At 37.4% G+C, this 17725-nt stretch carries 14 protein-coding genes; 1 reads left to right on the plus strand and 13 read right to left on the minus strand.

Annotated elements, in window-relative coordinates; all coding sequences use genetic code 11:
- Positions 1-7: 7 nt before the first annotated feature.
- The 4 genes from DW019_RS06305 to DW019_RS06320 are packed head-to-tail and all read right to left on the minus strand — an operon-like array spanning position 8 to position 5502.
- Complete coding sequence (locus tag DW019_RS06305; RefSeq protein ID WP_118442855.1) at positions 8-1069, minus strand: DUF58 domain-containing protein; 1062 nt, start codon at positions 1067-1069, stop codon at positions 8-10.
- 41 nt (positions 1070-1110) lie between these two features.
- Positions 1111-2067, minus strand: a complete 957-nt coding sequence (locus DW019_RS06310) for a MoxR family ATPase (protein WP_118442856.1) — start codon at positions 2065-2067, stop codon at positions 1111-1113.
- Between the two features lie 9 nt (positions 2068-2076).
- The gene (locus tag DW019_RS06315; protein ID WP_118442857.1) at positions 2077-4179 is read right to left on the minus strand and encodes a leucine-rich repeat domain-containing protein; all 2103 of its coding nucleotides are present in this window, start codon (positions 4177-4179) and stop codon (positions 2077-2079) included.
- Positions 4180-4224: 45 nt separating this feature from the next.
- Positions 4225-5502 (minus strand): bacterial Ig-like domain-containing protein, encoded by a 1278-nt coding sequence (locus tag DW019_RS06320; RefSeq protein WP_182431057.1) that lies wholly within the window; start codon positions 5500-5502, stop codon positions 4225-4227.
- A 162-nt stretch (positions 5503-5664) separates the two neighbouring features.
- Between DW019_RS06320 and DW019_RS06325 the strand changes: the two genes are divergently transcribed.
- The gene (locus tag DW019_RS06325) at positions 5665-6096 is read left to right on the plus strand and encodes a hypothetical protein (RefSeq protein WP_118442859.1); all 432 of its coding nucleotides are present in this window, start codon (positions 5665-5667) and stop codon (positions 6094-6096) included.
- A 73-nt stretch (positions 6097-6169) separates the two neighbouring features.
- Here the strand turns inward: DW019_RS06325 and DW019_RS06330 are convergent, their stop codons facing one another.
- The 9 genes from DW019_RS06330 to DW019_RS06370 all read right to left on the minus strand — a co-directional run bounded on the left by DW019_RS06330 (position 6170) and on the right by DW019_RS06370 (position 17725).
- Positions 6170-6466, minus strand: coding sequence for a hypothetical protein (locus DW019_RS06330; protein ID WP_118442860.1), 297 nt, complete (start codon positions 6464-6466; stop codon positions 6170-6172).
- Positions 6467-6514: 48 nt separating this feature from the next.
- Positions 6515-8065: an RNA-binding domain-containing protein gene (locus DW019_RS06335; protein WP_118442861.1), complete on the minus strand. Its 1551-nt coding sequence runs from the start codon at positions 8063-8065 to the stop codon at positions 6515-6517.
- A 30-nt stretch (positions 8066-8095) separates the two neighbouring features.
- The gene (locus DW019_RS06340; RefSeq protein WP_118442862.1) at positions 8096-8947 is read right to left on the minus strand and encodes an FKBP-type peptidyl-prolyl cis-trans isomerase; all 852 of its coding nucleotides are present in this window, start codon (positions 8945-8947) and stop codon (positions 8096-8098) included.
- A gap of 108 nt (positions 8948-9055) precedes the next feature.
- Positions 9056-9454: a (deoxy)nucleoside triphosphate pyrophosphohydrolase gene (locus DW019_RS06345; RefSeq protein WP_118442863.1), complete on the minus strand. Its 399-nt coding sequence runs from the start codon at positions 9452-9454 to the stop codon at positions 9056-9058.
- A 2-nt stretch (positions 9455-9456) separates the two neighbouring features.
- Entirely contained in the window at positions 9457-12417 is a 2961-nt protein-coding gene (locus DW019_RS06350; RefSeq protein ID WP_118442864.1) for a DEAD/DEAH box helicase, read from the minus strand.
- A 234-nt stretch (positions 12418-12651) separates the two neighbouring features.
- On the minus strand, positions 12652-13083 hold the full coding sequence (locus DW019_RS06355; protein ID WP_347474408.1) for an RNA-binding domain-containing protein: 432 nt from the start codon (positions 13081-13083) through the stop codon (positions 12652-12654).
- A 57-nt stretch (positions 13084-13140) separates the two neighbouring features.
- Positions 13141-14025: a Kiwa anti-phage protein KwaB-like domain-containing protein gene (locus tag DW019_RS06360; protein WP_118442865.1), complete on the minus strand. Its 885-nt coding sequence runs from the start codon at positions 14023-14025 to the stop codon at positions 13141-13143.
- Between the two features lie 14 nt (positions 14026-14039).
- Positions 14040-14558: a hypothetical protein gene (locus tag DW019_RS06365; RefSeq protein ID WP_118442866.1), complete on the minus strand. Its 519-nt coding sequence runs from the start codon at positions 14556-14558 to the stop codon at positions 14040-14042.
- Between the two features lie 17 nt (positions 14559-14575).
- Entirely contained in the window at positions 14576-17725 is a 3150-nt protein-coding gene (locus tag DW019_RS06370; RefSeq protein ID WP_118442906.1) for a type I restriction endonuclease subunit R, read from the minus strand.

The following is a 17725-nucleotide window of genomic DNA, read 5'->3' on the forward strand; positions in this document are numbered from 1 at the left end:
TTCCCAATTAAGATGCCGAAACCATAATCTGTCTGACATTGGCATTTTCCATGCACCAGTCCGTTATTTCGTCATCCGTAATCAAAATTATATGTGAATATTTATGCAATACATTGTGATGCATCAGATAATCATCCACAAACGACTGCATAAAACTTATATTTCCATCTAAAATTGTTCTCTCATATCGTTCTCTTGTGCAGCCCTCTTCTACACTAAATGTCATATGAGACAACCCTTTTTTTTCAAAAACTACACTATCAAAAAATTGATCATTTTCCAATAAATTCTTTGACACCTGACTAATCATTTTCACTAACGAATCCCGATACCAAGGCTTATCTATATTTCTATCCGATAGTGCAAACAAAACAATTGTTTCCTGATTTGCCGGCGTATCCAATTCGCGGACAATCTTATGCCCCATTTTTTTCGATAATTTCCAATGAATCGTCTTAATGCTGTCACCCTTTTGATAGTCTCTTAAATCGAGTATTTCTGTGATATCATTACCTTTCCTGCGCAGATAACGATTTTCCATATTCTGCGCTGCCGGTGTCATTTCTTCTAAATGATATTCACCTTCATCCGCCCCATCCGGATACACATAATAAACCAACACTTCGTGATTTTTTACGAGGCACCCAAAGATACCAAAAAAATCTCGAACAATAAATTCGTCTGTTTCCACTTCAATTCTTCCACAATAGAAGCTTTCAACAGCAAATTCCACCTTTTTTTCCTGCTTCGGTGCTACTGATATCTCCTGATTAAAACAAAAGGAAGAATCTGTCAGGCAGTTTGCAATCGTTCCTTTCATTGACACCCGGAAGCAGGGAATAATTCCTGTATTTTTTACACAAATCAATATCGTGCTTACCTGATTCAAATCTTGCTTCACCTGCAAATGCATTGTCAAATGTCTCGCTGCATACCAATTAAGCAAAAAAGACAAAATGGCAAACAACAAAATTCCAAAGAACAGATAAAATGTCACGGCCACATTAGTCCATAAATAGAGAAAGCCCATTAAGACAAGAATTGCCATGTACCCGATTTTTGCTCTCATAATCTCTTCCTTTCCTTGTTGTCTGCCATTTATGTTTTTTGCTATTTTCTCAGCAGTTTCGGCTTTTCAGTCTGCTGTGCAATTTCTTCCAAAATCTCATATGCTGTTACATTTTCCCTGCGTGCCTTTGTATTCAAAATTAAACGGTGTGCACATACATCCGGAAAAATCGCAAGGACATCATCCGGTACAACATACGTTCTTCCCTCACACAATGCGAATGATTTTGCCATCTCTGCAAGTGCCCCAACGCCACGCGGGCTAATGCCAAGTTCCACATGCTCATGTTCTCTCGTTTTCTCACATAAGCAGATGATATACCGAAGGATTTCATCATTTACCTGCATATTTTTCACATAAGATTTGGCCTGCTTTATATCTTCGATCGTCATAACCGGCTGCACCTTTTCAATCAAATCTCTGTCAGACACATTTTTTAAAATAGCTAACTGACTCTCAGCGTCCGGATATCCCATAGACAAACAAATCATAAATCGGTCTAACTGCGAATCAGGCAGTGCCTGTGTTCCGCCACTGGTAACCGGATTCTGCGTTGCCATAACAACAAATGGCTCAAGGAGCTGGTGTGTCACACCATCCACTGTGACACACCCCTCTGCCATTGCCTCTAACAATGCAGACTGTGTTTTTGACGAAGTACGGTTAATCTCATCTCCCAATAGAAGATTGCAATTCACTGCTGCTCCCTCAACATATTCAAAAGCATTTGTCTGCTCATTATAAATTGACATTCCTACAATATCACTCGGCATCGTATCCGGTGTAAACTGGATTCGTTTGTTTGCAAATCCAAGTGCTTTGGAAAATGCTTTCGCAAGCGTTGTTTTTCCAAGCCCCGGAACATCTTCCAACAACACATGACCGGAAGCTAAAATCGCCATTATCACCTTTCGAATGACCTCATCTTTTCCCTTGATAACAGTCGAAACTTCCTTTTGAAGAATATCAATTTTTTCTTGAATTTCCTTTGCGTCCATATTTACCCCTTATTCTAATTCAACGTCTCCATCTTCATTGCCATCTTCTCCATCGTCTCCATCTTCATTACCGTCTTCGCCATCGTCGGAATCATCGGGAACAATATAAATTATACTCTCATCCACTCCGGTAATTCCGGTCTTCTGGCTCTCTGTACAACTAACCTGTTTCAAGTTTGTATTCGCTGATAAATCCAACGCAGAAATTCCTGTGCCGGCAATATTTAATGTTTCCAGCCCTAACTGTTTCTCAAGATTCACAATCTGCGTAACCGCACTGTTTGAAGCGGAAAGATTTGCAACGATGTCATTTTCCGGCAAAGTAAGTACATTTACATTAACCATTGACATATCAATGTCTTTCAATTTAGCATTTGACTTCAAATCAATATCAATATTTGGTAAATCTTCATTATCTGTTGTAGCATCAGGATTACCAAAACCCGTATTCATTGCATTTAACACCTGCAAATCCGGACAGATTGAAAAATCAAGCTCCGGCACATAAGAATCCGATACATCCAATGACTCTAACTTTGTTAATACTGCAAAATTAATTGTTTCAATTCCTAAACTTTCACTGCAATCAAGTATTTTGATTTCATTTGTCTCAGGAATGTGTAAATCCGTAATTTCGTTGCAGTTAATATTCAATGATGAAAGTTTTACCGCTCCATCCAATGTGATTTCGGATAAATTACATCCGGAAGCATCAATTGTCTCGAGGTTTGACAAATTTAAAACATCCAATGTTTCAATCGGACAATATGAGCAATTCAAGGTCTTCAGACCGGTACATGCCGAGATGTCAAATCCCATCGTATCATCTGCCGAAGTACCACCATCTTCCGGCTGCTCAGAACAGTTTAAGGATTCCAGTTTTGTAAAACCTGCTAAGTTCAAATTAATAAAATCATAATTCGTACCGTTTAATGAGCAATCCAAATTAATAAGTCCGATACTTCCTGTCAAAATTAAGTTGTCATCTTTTAACATATTGCGGCTGCAATTCAAACTCTTTAATGAAGGCAAATCAGAAACATTCAAGCTGCTCATAAGATTGTTACTGCAGTCCACATCCTGCAGTTTATCACAGCCGGACACATCAAGTTCTGTTATTTTGTTATTCGAACAATAAAGGCGTTCCAGATTCTTGCTGTCATTTAAGCGTATCGTATTCGAAATCTGATTATTATGGCAGTCAAGCTCCTGTAAATTTTTATTTGTGTCCAAAACTAACTTATCAATCTTATTTCCGTAACATTTTAATTCCTTCAAATTTGCCAGATCTCCGACATAAAAGGTCCCGGAAATATTATTGTTATTGATATCCAGAATTTCGAGTGCTGTAAACTCATTAAAGTCCGCCATTTCCGCACCGATAATTTCCTTTTCGCCCCAGTAGATTTCCGTCAGACGTCCTTCTTTATTCCAATGATAAACGGATTCGTCATCTAAATTAGCCGAAATATCGGCGCCCTTTTGATTCAAAGTCTGAATCAATGCCTGTAATTTTTTCACATCTTGTTCATTTTTCTTTGGCACATCCGGATCAGCCGCCGGTGTAGCTGTCGGATTCGCAGGATTATCCTTTGAGGGATTATCTTTCGACGGATTGTTTGTTGGCTGCGTAGTTGCATTATTCTGTCCGTTTGAAGGATTGTTTGTTGGCTGCGTAGCTACATTATTCTGTCCGTTCGAAGGATTTTTCGTGGCATTTTTTGCATCTGCCGGCTTATTTGTTGTTTTAGTGCCTGCTGATGTACCATTCTTAACTGTTTTTGCTTTTACAACAACCTTGCATACATACTTCTTTTTACCAACCTTTGCCTGTACTTTTGCTGATCCTGCTTTTTTTGCAGCGACAACAACACTTGCTTTCTTTTTCTTTTGTAATTTAATTTTATCCTTGCCCGATTTAATCGACCATTTCGCTTTTTTCTTTACATTTTTAATCTTTAGTGTCTTCTTTTTTCCTACGGTAAGTGACAATTTTTTTACATTAAACTTCACTTTTTTTGCTGCTGCAGCCGGCTCCGCCGGTGAAAGCAGACTAACCGCCATTGCTGCCGTCAATGCAGTAACAAATAACTGATTTCTTTTTCTCTTCATTTTTACAAATCCATCCTCTCTTTCTTTCTATCAAAAATACGTGTGCTAATTAGACAACACATATATTTTGGTCATTCGAATTCCATAAAAGAATCGCTCTTTTACAAGATACGGTGTGGCTTTTTTGGCATAAACACCGCTTGCATCTGCCTCTTCCATCTCCACTGATTTGAGAACATATTTTTTACTATTATACATCGTATCTTTATCCTGCAAATCATCTTTTCGAAAAGCATTTAAACTTACTCTCTCATCTGAGTAATAATCATAATTTCCCGCATACGAATAACTTCCTGCCAAATCGGTAAGCGACTCATCACGATAATAATAGCAGCGAATCCTCATACTTCTCATATGAAATGTACAGGTTCCGGTAGCAGTAAATGTTTTGTCAATTACTTTATCTTTATATGTAATTGTGAAAGCCTGCTGCTTGTCAAATAATTTTTCATTATATCCGGTAATTTCATATTTGGTAATTTCCTGTTTGGTTCCATCTGCCATCAAAACCTGAACGGTAAGTGCTCCATCCGAAAAATCTTCTTCTGTATAACACTCATCTTTTGTCGGCCATGAATAGGTCAGAGATTTCGTATAATTGTTAATTGTATAAGAAATCCGGCACTCTGCTCCACCGCTTGAAATTGTCATGTTATGCTTTCCAACAGAGTTATTGTTCAACCCGCGAACCACATAAGCTCCTTTAGCCAGCCGGCTCGTTTTCCCGGACTCATATTTGGCAGTCACCTTCATACCATCCATGGAAATATCTTTACCATAAAGAAGATTGTCCTTTTCACTCCACTCGCAGGAAAGGGAAATAATACGGTCTGTCTCCTCAGGCTTCTCCGTGTTTTTCGGATTATCATCCGGCTCTGCGGAAGGTTTCGGCGTTTGTGTCGCCTTGGCATCATCTACCGTTTCTTCCGGCTGCTGTCCTCCATCACCTTCTGTCACCTGTTGATCCGGCAAATCCGGCACACCACTTCCGCCGTCTTTTCCCCCGGGAACAGACTCATCCCCCGTTCCATCCGTTTGCTTTTTATCTGCCTTTGATGTATTTTGTTTTTTTATGGAATTATCTTTTTTCTCCTGACGCTTCCACTGCTTTTTCGGCTCTTTTCTTGTCTTGGATTCTGCATCCTCTTCCTTTGACGCCTGACGGTTCGCATCTGCTGCTTTTATTTCTTTCGCCAGACTTTTTTTGTCATACTCATACAGATGCGGTGTCCGCTCCCAATTTGCCAAGCCGGCATAAATAAGCATCCCGGTAATAAAGAGCGCTGCAAACAGTAAAACCGACTCTTTTTTTCTTCTTTTCAATCGATACCCTCTTCTCATACAGTCTAATACAATTATATTACAATATTTATATAGAAAATTATAGGCAAATCTGTGGCAGATTTTCTTTTACTAATCTCTTTTGAATAATTTCCTCCTTTGCAGCAAACACTAACGAAAAGCAACCGCAAAGGAGGTATTTTTATGGAAGATGATTCGGTTAAATTATTACGGGAATGCAATGCCGGCATCAAAATGGGCATTTCCTCAATTGATGATGTTATGGACCATGTGCAAAACGATGGCCTGCGCGGTGTCCTCAAAGACAGCCACGACATTCACTGCCGTCTCGGCGACGACACCCACAAAATGCTAACCAATTACCATGACGAGGGCAAAGAACCTGCCCCCATGGCAAAAGCAATGGCAAAAATGAAAAGCAATTTCAAAACCATGGGCGAAAACCCGGACTGCGGCATTGCCAGCTTGATTACCGATGGCTGCAACATGGGAATCAAATCCCTGTACCGCTACTTAAACCAGTATCCGGCAGCGGATGATAAAGTAAAACATCTCACACAAGAAATTATCGATACCGAAGAAAAATTGCAGCAATCCATGCGGCCGTATTTGTAAAGGAAAAAGAAGGGGCTATAAATCAATTTCGAAGCTTTTATAGTTTCTTCTTTTTTTCATATATTCCCATTTGTCATCTAAGCACAAATATATAAATACCAGGAATAATTCCACCCAAAATCATCGATACTAAAAAACTATATAAATAGTGTTTTCGTTTATATAAGAAAAATAATAGGGGTACAAAAACCATGGAATATAAAATGCAGCCTAGTAATCCATATATGCGCATCGACTCCCCTTCAGCGACATAGTCTAATGAACCTGGTTCTTCCATAAAGTTTCCTAGCGTTAATATACTATACCCCAGCCAAAAGAAACTAACTGTTCCCCAGGCTAAGCCTAGTACTATAATTATAATTTGTTTCATAATTTCTTCTCGCAATCGTCTTTCAATATCATTATTTATTTACATTTACTACAACAAGATTTTCCATGAGCCACCATTATCCGGTCCTATACGGTCTATAATATTATGTTCCTTTAGCTCGGATATATATCTGGCAATTGTTCTATCTGTCACATCCAACTCGATTCTCATTTCACCAATGGATACTTTGGGATTATCTGAAATCATTTTTACAATTTCAAATGCTCTAGCAGCTTTTTTCTTTGAGTAGCTTGGTATACACTCTCGAATTCGTTTTTCTGAAATGTCTATGACATTTTCTATGACATTTTCTATGACATTTTTGTCTTCTTCCAAAAACGTCGGATGAATCGGAATCCTAATCCTCATAGCTCGTCTATCTTCATCCGTAAAGAATTCTGCCCGTGGAGAACCGTTCTTTTCCAGTTCTTCTTGTATTGTCGGAATACCGGAGGAATGACCTTCTGACAAATCCAACTCTTTCAAAAATTCTCCCAATCTTCTGTTACGATAGTGTCTTGAAACAAATCTTTTACCTTCTGCTATCGTCTTTTCGGAAATGGACCGGTCGATTCCGGGGAAATTCATAATATTAATGCAATCCGGCTCTATCTCTATTGTAACAGGCTCACAAGACATATAATCTCTGTGGTAAAAAGCATTAACAACAGCCTCCTCAATTGCCTGATACGGATAATTCATAATCCGCAAAGCTTCCATTTGATTTGGAACCTTGATTACTTTTTCTCGTATAAAAAGATTTCTAAATCGTTCCATTGTTGCCTGAATCATCTGTGGTACGGAACCTGTAATATTAGGAAAATCCTCGCTTACACTTGGATTTTCTATACTCCCCTGCGGAAATGACGTCATCTGAACATAGGTGTATGGGAAAAAACGGTCCGGATGCTCACAAAACATCATGATTGCCACATTTTGAATATAACGTAGTTCCGGCGGTCCTACCAGTAACTGCATATCTTCTAATATCTCCTCTACACCCCGTTCTTTAACTTGTTTTGCTAATTTACTACCTGTTTTTCTCAAATGATCTTCCAAAAGGACAGGTGAAATGTCATCAAAAATAGCCTTATGATTCGCTCTGCAATCATAAGGAGTCTGGTCTGACATATTAATCAATTCCCTTTCCTGCTCAGCATTTGCCTTAACAGAACTGGTTAGATAACGAATATAATAATTATACTTCTTGTCTTTTTTACCGGTAACATGTTCTGGTGATTTGTAAGGACGCTGCTGTCCGGTTCTCGCCACAATAACAAGAATCCATTTTCCATCAACTTCTAGCGGAATCACTTTGGGAAAATATGGTGGAGAAATCATATTGTTGTAACTGAGCATTTCTTTTTGAATTTCATCCAACATGTACTCCAGAATTCCTTTTACCGGACGTACTGCTATTCCATTTTTCTCTTCAACACCGACAACAATATATCCACCACCATCATTGTTGTAATCATTTGCAAATGCACAAACACTATGATAGATGTCATCCGGGTTCCATCCTGCTTTAAACTCTATGCGGTCTGATTCAATTTTTCTTTTGTTTAACAAATCTTCTACGCTTATTTCAAGTTCCATAGTGCCCTCACTTTCCCTTTACCGGTTTTCCTATAAAATCTCTACAATTTCAATCTGGAAATTTAACTCTTTGCCAGCCATCTCATGGTTCGCATCAAATGTTATCGTGCTTTCATCTTTGGCTGTAACTTTTACTGGGAACGGCTGTCCGTACATATTTTGGAGATATACCTGCTGTCCGGCCTCCAACGCCTCCGCTCCTGGCATTTTATCAATATCCACGGTAAATATTGCATCGGGGTCCGCTTCGCCATACGCTTCCGATGGCTCCAAATGAACGTCCGCAATCTGTCCAACTTCCATATTTGCCACCGCTTTATCAAATCCTAAAATCATCATGCCAGCACCGCAAACGAACTCCAGCGGCTCACCACGGTCGTAGGAAGAATCAAACTGAGTTCCATCATTAAATGTACCTTTGTAATGTACCCTCATCGTCTTTCCGACATTCTTGCCCTCAAAAGGCGGTTTACTGTGACAGCCACCACAGCCGCCTCCACATGCAGAACCACATCCGCCATCTTCGTGTCCGCCGCAAGAACCTTCTTCACCGTGATGATCACAATTGGCACCGGTAGAAGTAAGCTCCCCTTTGATATATTTTTCTACTGCCTCATCTGCCTGTCCACTGACACCGGCAAACAGCTCAATTCCCTGTTCTGTGAGCGCTGCTTGCGCACCCTCGCCAATGCCTCCGCAAATCACAGTAGAAACCGCCTGTTCATGCAAAAAATCTACCAGAGCACTGTGACCCTGTCCATTTGTTTCTACAATTTCAGATGACACAACTTTACCATCCTCTATTTCATACACTTTGAATTGTTTGGTATGACCAAAGTGCTGAAAAACTTCTCCATTTTCATAAGCTGCTGCTACTTTCATTTTCTGTCCTCCAATTTTACATTATGCCCTTGCCGTTCGGAAAGGGTTTCTCTCATCTTTACATGAATTGATGGTTTTGTCAATGGGGAAGGGCCTATGTGTCAATCCTCACATCCCTTTTGCAATCTTATCCACCAAGGTTACATCCGCAGGTAACCAATCAACCGAATCCAACTGTGCCTTCGAAAGCCACTTTGCGTCCTCATGCTCATTTAACACAACATGCTCTGACTCCAATTCACACCAAAAGCAGTCCATTGATAAATGAAAATCCGGATAATCATACTCAATCGTGTCAATCAAATCGCCCACAATAATATCTGCATCTAATTCCTCTTTTATCTCACGAATCAATGCCTTCTGCGGAGTTTCACCGGCTTCAATTTTTCCGCCGGGGAACTCCCATCCACCTTCAAATTCACCATATCCTCTTTGCGTTGCGAAAATTTGTTTGCTGCCATTGTGTTTTCTTTGAATAACCGCTGCAACTACTCTTATTATTTTCATTCCTAATTCTCCTTAATTGTGCTCTGTAAATAACATAACAAATCATCCCTCACTGGGTGATGCATTTTCACAACCACTTTACAAATTTTCTTTAAAATGCCTTTGTTATCTTCTTTTTGGTCTTCCTTAACATCTAAAATATCAAATGTACCCATATAATAAAAATTAGATTCTGCATCGCTTTTCTTGACCAGCAAATGTTTTCTAGGTGCTGTTGTCACCTCTTTCATATAGTTACTTTCAATACCCATTCCGATTTTAGAATCCCATCTAAAAATCATGTTGTCCTCAAACGCATCTGCGTAATCCGGTTTGCCATCCACATAATTACGTTCATCATCTGATTTTTCTTTATGATATGTAACAAATATAAAAACATCATCCACGATTCTTTTCATTCCAAACATAACCGAAGATAAATCTTTTCCGCAATTCATTAACAAACTCACGTCTCTTCTCGAATACTTTTCATACAAAACAAATGGAGACTCTATCTCATCCGTTTTCATAAATTTATCTTCGTATCGCGTAAGACCTACTCGAATTATATCTTCTACCATTTGCCTAAACTCATCATGTCGTAAACGCTCCTCATAACAAAGCATTCTTGTAATAAAGTTATTATGGTCATTCGTTATAACTTCAATATTCTTGTATTTTTGATACTCATTATCATTACTTACAAATTTCCCTTGTAGCACATCTATTGCATAATCAACTTGATTATTTGTAATGTTTCTATCATACTTTTCATTTACAAACCGTTTAAAATCATTTATGGAAATACTTTTTTGTTCTAATAATAAACGCAAGATTTCCAATTCTTCCGGTCGCACCCCACTTAAAATAGTTTTCGACAAATATTCTATAATCATTTTTTCTTCTTCTGACAAAGTGCAAATATAGTTCGCTTTTTCTACACTTTCAAGAAACTGAAAATATGTCTTGTATTCCTTAATTATGACTAACGGGTCCACTTCGTTATGAATATAAAAATCATACAAACTAGGAATTTTCCCTAATCTATTTTTTAATGACACATAACTTTCTTTAATAATCGATTTCATTCCTCGAATTTTGTCAATTGATTGGAATATTTTATTCTTCGCAATCTCATCAAAATGAATTGTCGAGGCTCCCGGAATTGTTCGATTTCCGCTTATAACATACTTTCGAATCGTATCTGGATTATAGGAACGATCTCCCGATAAAGCCACCGGAATCATAAAATTATTGTTGTAATTTCCAATAAAATCAAGAATAACGACATATTCCTTGCCCGCCGCCTTTCGAAGTCCCCTACCTAATTGCTGAATAAATACAATCGGCGATTGTGTAGGCCTTAACATAATAACCTGATTGACTTCAACAATGTCAACACCTTCATTTAGTATATCCACTGAAAAAATATAATCCAATGGTTCTTTGTCTGTTGCATTTTCCTCATCCATCGCCAAACGCTCAAACGCATTTTGCCGGATTTCCTCTGAATCATCTCCACTAAGTGCAACTGTTCGGTACCCTAACTCATTAAATTTTGCCGATAATTGTTGACACTCTTGTTTGCGGCTACAGAAAACTAAACCCTTTACACGCTCACCACTGTAACCATAATAATTTGCTTGTTCCAAAATATGTTCCACACGTTCATCACAAATCAACTTATTAAACTCTTCATGAGACAAATTCTTTGATTTCGTATCCTGAACAACAGATAAATCCGTAATTCCAAAATAGTGAAACGGACACAATAATTCTTCTTCCATTGCTTGTTGCAAACGAATCTCGTATGCAATCTGATGGTTAAATATTTCATATATATTATCATCCGAATCCGTTCTCTTATCTGGCGTCGCCGTCATTCCCAAAAACAGTCGCGGCGTAAAATAATTCATCACTTTTTGATATGTATTGGCGGAACTATGATGCGCTTCATCTAAAATAATACAATCAAAATCATCCACTTTATAACGCTGCAAATGCGCATCCTTATTTAACGTCTCTACAGTCGCAAATACATAATCTTTATCATATTCATAATAACCGGCACCAACCAATCCCATCGAAACTGAGTTACCAAACACTCTCTGATAAGACTTCTTCGCCTGAACTGCCAATGACGCCCTATGCACAATAAATAAGACACGTTTAAATCCAAGTTCACGCATAGCAAAGGCAGAAGCATACGTTTTTCCTGTACCCGTAGCACTAATTAATAACGCACGTTTCTCATCTTTTTTCAAAATATTTTTAAGATTCGTAATAAATCGAACCTGCATACTATTTGGTTTTAATTTATATCTCTCAAGCGAGGTTACATTTCGCTCTGTTGCGATTTTTCTTTGTTCTTTTATAATATCATATCTCTGCTTATATTCTTCATAAAAAACATCATAATCAAGCGCATACTCTGAATTCCATAACTCCTCAAATTCTTTCAGAATATCCTCAGCCACTTCTCCCTGCGAAGTAGAAACTAACTTTGTATTCCATTCACGATTTGTCGTAAGTGCAGCACTCGTCATGTTGGAACTGCCAATAATAATGCGATATACTTCTTCCTCTTTAAAAATATATCCCTTCGTATGAAAACCATTCTTCGCCGAATTTGTGTCATACATTTTAATCCGAATATTTTTTAAAGAATTCAATTTTTCTAATGCCTGCGGCTCACTAAAATCAAGATAATTAGAGGTTAAAATCTCACCTGGGATTTCTCTTTTCTCTAATTCTTTTAATGTCTGGAGCAGCGGCGTCACCCCTCCCAGCGTAATAAACGCAACACTGATTTGGAATTTGTCACATTTTAAAAGTTCATCCTCAATGACCGATAAAACCTTTTTTCCCTCATTGTGGTTATTTGAAACAAAGTTTGGTTTATATAATAATTCGGATGCCGTACTACCATTCACATATGCTGTTTCCAAGCCATCTCGAATTAATTGTATTTTTTCCCTTTGCATAACTTGTCCTCCGTTTCAAATAATCCTTTATCAACATTGTAAACATCTTATGACTTAATTGCAAGGGGGAGATGAGGGTGGGCGGAGTAATTCTTTTCGTAAATCAGTCCTGTATCATAGCATAGTTAGCCCAGTTATTCTAGGTACTCTTTAAATTTGCATAAGTTTTTGTTACATTTTATTTGCTTTTACAAATCAGTTATCGCCCCCATTTATATTAATTTTCTATAACAATCACAGATAGCCTCCACAAATTTGTTTGCATACCAACTCTCTTAACTGTGAAGGTGTTGCTGGAACACTTTCATTTCCAATACGCATAAACACAATAAGTTGTCCATCGCCTTCATAATAGTATGGTGTCTGCTGCCCTTTCATAATTTCTACAATAACAAATGTCTTGTCTTTATCATTTTCAAATGAAAGCTTAAACTCTGGTATTGGATTAAGGTTTGTTTTAATTATCTCACTGATTTTTTCTGCATCACCTTCAGCATCCTCAAGACCAACCAACACATTATCGTTTGCCACACCAAATATCAGTTTACCACCATAGCAATTTGCAAATGCACTGATACTCTTGCACCAACTTTTAGGTTTCTTTGTCTCAAGTGCAACCTTTTTATCGTAATCTGTAGTTTCACCGATTAGCTGCTTTATGTCAATAAATTCACTTCCTTCGCTTTATAGTGTATAGAATTTCTAATTATTTACACACTCAATTTAACGTACTTGTCTCTTAGAATTAGCCAAAAAAGTTTTTTGTGAAAATGGGCCTTTATAAGCTTCTTCATCAAGAAATCCAAGTATTATCTTGATTTTTTCTTTATCATTTGGAATTACAATTTTTTTATCCTTCACATCAATCTCTACTCCAACCAACTTTGCTCGTGCTTTTATCTCTTTTGCCGAATAGTTATCCAAAACTTGTGAATCATTAATCATAGCAATCTTTCTTCTTATCCAAGTATTTGCCAGCCCTTTAAATGCGTCTGAATCATCAATTGCTAGCTTTGAACTTGTGGTAAAGGATTCGACCTCGCTGTCAGTAGCTGAACGATAACATTCGCTCAAGTCAAATATTTGCCTTGCATAATAAAATGATGAAAATCGTAATTCTTTATCTGTATAATAACAGTCGACTCCATCAGCTATACTAATTCCGAATCTTTTCTCTTGAAAAAAAGTATTATTTTCAAAAAAAAGATTACACCATTTTGTTGAAATGTATTGTTCTTTTCTAAATCTCTGAAAAACCACATTAAACTTTTCTGTTTCTCCATCCTCCGTTCTCTCACCAACAAATATTGCCTTGATTTCCGGAAATACATCATTATCTTTTTTGAAACTTGGTACTCCCAAAGGATCTCTTATTGCGTCTTTTATTTCATCAGATAACTGATAATTTTCTATTTTTAATATTTCATCCTCATTCGGCTTATAACTGCCATCAAATATTATTTGTGTTTTTTCAGCAATCAGAGCATTTAACGCATTCCTCATAGAAGCAATTATTGTATTTTGAGTTTGTGCATCGACTTCTATTTTATATACCTCATCTTCTTTTGTATTTGCCCTCAATACCATTATAGAACTGTTTTCAAACACTTAGTCTTACCTCCTCATTTCTCAATTAACAAAAATTCAAAAATTCTTCCTACCACTTTTATATCTTTCTTATTTCGTATTTTCTTTTTACTTATCAAAATGTATGATGATATGCCATTCTCTGTAGCAATACTATAAAAATGGTATCCTCTAAAAAATAGTAATGGATGAGGAATTGCAGAATTCACAAATAGTATTACTGCGCTTATTATCAAGCTGATTCCTACTAATATAAACAAATTCCATTCATCTATTACCATATTCGCCAGCGGTAACAAATAAGAGAAAATATATCCTAATATCCATAAATCACCCGTAGATACATCTGTAACTCTAATTGTCATAGGTGCAATATTTTTATAACCATATCTAAATGATACAATAAATAAAACACTTCCTATCATTGAAGCAGATACCAATATTACCGGAAACATTATTCCTTTACTTTGAATAATCCAAACCACTGAAAATGTTATGCACACGGGTGCTACCGCCGAGAAAAAATAAAGTAGCTTTTGTATTATATTAGCCATATCTCATCCACTTCCTTTTATTTCTTTGTTTCATAGATTGCTGTACTTTCAGCAACCATCATGGGTGCATAATTTGATTCTGCATATGATATTGATTCGTCTCGAAAGTTGACAACCTTTTCCTCGACCATATCATTATTATCTGTCCATAGCTCGCATTGTGTCATAACAGTCTGAACCGCATCCTCCATACCTTCAGGTGGATACCTATGTTTTTTCAGCAGTTTCTTTATAAGCATACGCATTTTTGCTCTTGCTGATTCTCGTTTCTGCCAGTCAATTGTTTTATTTCTTCGGAGAGTGTCTGCAAGTTCTTTTGTAATTGCTATCAGTTCTTCATTTTCATAGAAATCCTTTATTGCCTGTGGCCTCGTTAATGCATCATAGAAGGCAAGCTCATCAGCAGTAAGCCCAAGCTGGTCGCCTTCCTTTTGGGCTGCTGCAATCTGTTTCGCAAGATTCAGCATCTCCTCAATAACTTCTTCATTTGTCAACATACCATTAAGATACGCATTAAGTGAGTGCTGCATGATTTCACTAAACTTCTCAGATTTAACTACATTAGTTCTGCGATATACTGAAACCTGTTCTGCAATCAACTTCTTAAGAAGTTCAACCGCGAGATTCTTCTCTTTCATATTGGCAACTTCTTCAAGGAACTTCGGATCAAACAATGAAAATTCCTCTTTGATATCTGAGAAAAGATTGATAACTCCATCACTCTTGATACTCTGCTTTAAAAGCTCATTTATTCTTGCATTCATTTCTGGAAGAGAAATCTTCTTCCCAACTCCTGTATTAGTCAGTCTAAGGACAAGAACACGCACTGATTCAAAGAACGCTGTCTCAAATCGACTTTCTTCATCAACTAGAGAAGAGCAAAGAGACAATGCCTGATGCAGCATAAGTGCTTCTTTTACAAATGAATCCTTGTCATCAACTTTATTTCTGTCCATAACAAAGTTGACAGCACCACTGATAGTTTTTGCTCTTTCAAGGTCCGTTCCACCTGTAAACTTTGAGTAATCATATCCGTGGAACATATCTCGACAAACTGAAAGTTTTTCTAAGAACTTCGGATATGCTACCTTTGCAACATCAGTATCACCATAATTCTTTTTATCACGAGAAGTATAATTATTCATTGCCTGTTTCAATGCAGATGCAATTCCTACATAGTCTACAACAAGTCCGCCTTCTTTATCACGAAATACACGATTTACACGAGCTATAGCCTGCATAAGGTTGTGTCCGGACATTGGCTTATAGACATACATAGTCGCAAGTGAAGGAACATCAAAGCCTGTCAACCACATATCAACGACAATTGCTATCTTCATAGGGCTGTTATTATCTTTGAATTTCTTAGCAAGTTCATCCTTATGATGTTTATTGCCAATAATTTTTCTCCATTCTTCTGGATCATTATTACCGGAAGTCATAACTACCCCAACCTTTTCAGTCCATGCAGGACGAATTTCTAAAATACGCTTGTATATCTTCATCGCAATAGGACGCGAGTATGCAACAATCATTGCCTTTCCTGTTAAAAGATTCTCTCTGTTATTCTCGTAATGGTCAAGAATATCACAAACAAGTGAATTGATAGTATTATCATTGCCAAGAACAGCTTCCATCGTACCAAGTTCACGCTTGCTTTTCTCAACTACTTCTCCATCAGCATTTTCAGCCATAATGTCATATTCACTATCAATCAGCTTAAGAGTTTCTTCATCAAGATTAAGCTTGATAACACGGCTCTCATAATAAACCGGTCTTGTTGCTCCATCCTCAACCGCCTGTGTCATATCATAAATATCTATATAATCGCCAAATACTTCACGAGTACTGCGGTCTTTTGATGAAATAGGAGTACCAGTAAATCCGATATATGTAGCATTAGGCAGAGTATTTCTGATAATTCGTGCCGTTCCAATTTTTATCTTACCAGTTTTAGCATCAACAGTTTCTGCTAGTCCATATTGTCCTCTGTGTGCTTCATCCGCCATAACTATAATGTTGTTTCGCTCCGACAATGCTTCGTCAGATTCTTCAAACTTCTGCATTGTAGTAAAGATAATACCATTTGCCTGTCTGCCGGCAAGCAAAGACTTTAAGTTTTCTCTGCTTTCGGCATGTATCGGCTCTTGTCTTAAAAACTCTTTACACTTTGCAAATTGCCCATAAAGCTGATCGTCAAGGTCGTTTCTATCGGTAATAACAACTATCGTTGGACTATCCAAAGCTTCTTGTAATAAATGTGCATAGAATACCATAGAAAGTGACTTACCACTTCCTTGTGTATGCCAGAACACACCGCCTTTACCATCCGTAACAGTAGCGTGTTTTGTGGATTCAATTGCTTTTCTGACTGCAAAATACTGATGATATCCGGCAAGAATTTTGAATGAGTTAATCCCCTCATTTGAAAAGCAAATAAAGTTCTTTATAATATCAAGAAGCCGATCTTTCTTGAACATCCCCTCAAAGAAAGTATCAAACTGTGCAAACTGTGTATTCTCATAATCTCCATCTTTAGTTTTCCATTCCATAAAGCGGTCTTCACCTGAAGTGATTGTACCTGCTTTAGATGTCAACTGGTCGCTCATAACGCAAATAGCATTATAAATAAACATAGATGGGATTTCCTGCATATAATTCTGAAGCTGTCTGTATGCTTCAGAAGCGTCCGTTTCTTCACGAGAAGGAGATTTCAACTCAACCAATACAACCGGTAAGCCATTTAAAAAGAGAATTACATCTAGACGCTTATTACTGTTCTCAATGAAAGTCCACTGATTAGCTATAATAAAGGAATTATTGTGAGGATTTTTATAGTCAACAAGATAAACGATAGAGAAACGCTCCTCACCATCCTCAAAATATCTTACTGGAATGCCATTTTGCAGATAGTCCATAAATGCAGCATTTTTCTGCACAAGCTCTCCGTTTTCAAAATTTTTAAGCTTATATAAAGCATCCTGAATAGCGTCATCAGGAAGACCTCCGTTCAGACGATACAGAGAATCAAGCAGAACTTCCTCATATAGTGGATTGTAAAAATCTCTTTCTATATCCGGGCCATAAACATATTCATAGCCTAAATCATTTCTAAATAGCTCTATAACCGAATTTTCATAATTAGCTTCCGTGTAATTAGCTGACAC

Source organism: Clostridium sp. AF37-5 (assembly GCF_003477605.1).
Taxonomy (GTDB): domain Bacteria; phylum Bacillota; class Clostridia; order Lachnospirales; family Lachnospiraceae; genus Eubacterium_F.

Bases quoted from the DNA above. Each gene is read 5' to 3' on its own strand.
- DW019_RS06305 (WP_118442855.1), bottom strand. From the start codon at position 1,069: ATGAGAGCAAAAATCGGGTACATGGCAATTCTTGTCTTAATGGGCTTT.
- DW019_RS06310 (WP_118442856.1), bottom strand. From the start codon at position 2,067: ATGGACGCAAAGGAAATTCAAGAAAAAATTGATATTCTTCAAAAGGAA.
- DW019_RS06315 (WP_118442857.1), bottom strand. From the start codon at position 4,179: ATGAAGAGAAAAAGAAATCAGTTATTTGTTACTGCATTGACGGCAGCA.
- DW019_RS06325 (WP_118442859.1), top strand. From the start codon at position 5,665: ATGGAAGATGATTCGGTTAAATTATTACGGGAATGCAATGCCGGCATC.
- DW019_RS06330 (WP_118442860.1), bottom strand. From the start codon at position 6,466: ATGAAACAAATTATAATTATAGTACTAGGCTTAGCCTGGGGAACAGTT.
- DW019_RS06335 (WP_118442861.1), bottom strand. From the start codon at position 8,065: ATGGAACTTGAAATAAGCGTAGAAGATTTGTTAAACAAAAGAAAAATT.
- DW019_RS06340 (WP_118442862.1), bottom strand. From the start codon at position 8,947: ATGAAAGTAGCAGCAGCTTATGAAAATGGAGAAGTTTTTCAGCACTTT.
- DW019_RS06345 (WP_118442863.1), bottom strand. From the start codon at position 9,454: ATGAAAATAATAAGAGTAGTTGCAGCGGTTATTCAAAGAAAACACAAT.
- DW019_RS06350 (WP_118442864.1), bottom strand. From the start codon at position 12,417: ATGCAAAGGGAAAAAATACAATTAATTCGAGATGGCTTGGAAACAGCA.
- DW019_RS06365 (WP_118442866.1), bottom strand. From the start codon at position 14,558: ATGGCTAATATAATACAAAAGCTACTTTATTTTTTCTCGGCGGTAGCA.